At 66.7% G+C, this 1,312-nt stretch carries 1 protein-coding gene and 1 pseudogene; both read right to left on the bottom strand.

Annotated features, from left to right (window positions below):
* Window positions 1-172 precede the first annotated feature (172 nt).
* Window positions 173-400: a hypothetical protein gene (locus PV734_RS45685; protein WP_319138511.1), complete on the bottom strand. Its 228-nt coding sequence runs from the start codon at window positions 398-400 to the stop codon at window positions 173-175.
* A gap of 825 nt (window positions 401-1,225) precedes the next feature.
* Window positions 1,226-1,312, bottom strand: a pseudogene (locus PV734_RS45680) (protein kinase family protein); the annotation flags it as partial.

Genomic DNA, 1,312 nt, shown 5'->3' with positions numbered 1-1,312 from the left:
CGCCGCCGTGGCTGACTTTCGGTGGCTGAGGCCAGAACTGCGTTCCTCGACGGGACTTCACCAGTAACCCTCTCCAACTCGACAACAGGAAAGGGAGGACCCGACGACGCCGATGCCGCCGGGGCCACCCTCGCTGAAACGCTCACAGCACTACGCGACGAAATCCGCGCACTCAGCGCTGATCATCAGGAACTGCGCCGTGAAGTCGAGGAGTTGAAGGCAGCTCAGCAGTCGAAGCCTCAGTCCTGAGCTGGGCCACTTCCTCTCGCAACTCCATCGTCTCCCTCCTGAGGCGGCCGACCATGGCGCGCATCTCTTTGACCAGCGCGGCCACCTTTTCCGTGTCCCCGACGTGAATGCTGGTCGACCCCATTTCGTTGTCCGGTATGTGCTCGGTCATTGCTCCCGCTTGCTGCTGTGCCGTCGTTGCGTATCGCGATTGCTTGAAGCGCCGAGGCATGGTTGATCGGCTGTCCGACGGCCTCTCTCGCAGGTCCGGGATTGGTCCACGGTGTCCATGTGTTCCTCGCATGCTGCTCGGCCGCTCCCCTGCCCTGCGGAGCTGTTCAGAGTTTCTTTACTGGATCAAGGCGGCCCGCCTACGGCGTGCCGCGCGCGCTGGCGGCCACGGGCCGCCGCCGCTCCATGCCTCCGCCACCGCTGCGGCGGCCCCCGCCCACTCAGCGCGCAACACCGCCAGGGTGGGCAGCCAGAGCAGGAAGCAACCCGACCAGTCCGAGCGCCAGGACCAGACCGAAGCGCGCCGGTGACGACCGCACCGTGCCATCGGCCGCCGTTTCGCTCCGAGAGATCCGAAGCCGACCTGAGCACCGTCCCGACGTACACAACGCCCAGGCCGGAGGGGGCGCGGCCCGGGACGTATTCGGGCAGCGTGGCTGAGGCCCGAACGGGGTTGCTGGAGGCACACGTGACGGGTGCTCGTGCGGCGCACCCGCCGCCGTGGCTGACTTTCGGTGGCTGAGGCCAGAACTGCGTTCCTCGACGGGACTTCACCAGTAACCCTCTCCAACTCGACAACAGGAAGCCGAGGTTGTGGCCGCACCAGCATTCGGGCATGGCGACCACCCCGGTACCATCGGCACCGGGGTCCTGATCAGGGCTTCCACGACCGGACCACCCGGAATGCTGTCCAGGCTGAGGGGTGGTCCGGTCTGTTGTTGTCGCCCGCCACCGCACGAGCAAGGCGCGGTTCACGGGCTTCGGGTCAGCTCAGGGCTTTGCCCACCTCGTAGATCGTCGGCCGGTCTTCGGGAGCGTGGCTGAGCATGGCGTCGATCAGCTCGCCCAGTTC

This window comes from Streptomyces sp. AK08-02, assembly GCF_033795085.1.
Lineage (GTDB): Bacteria > Actinomycetota > Actinomycetes > Streptomycetales > Streptomycetaceae > Streptomyces > Streptomyces echiniscabiei.
This window is presented reverse-complemented; position numbering and strand designations above follow the sequence as displayed.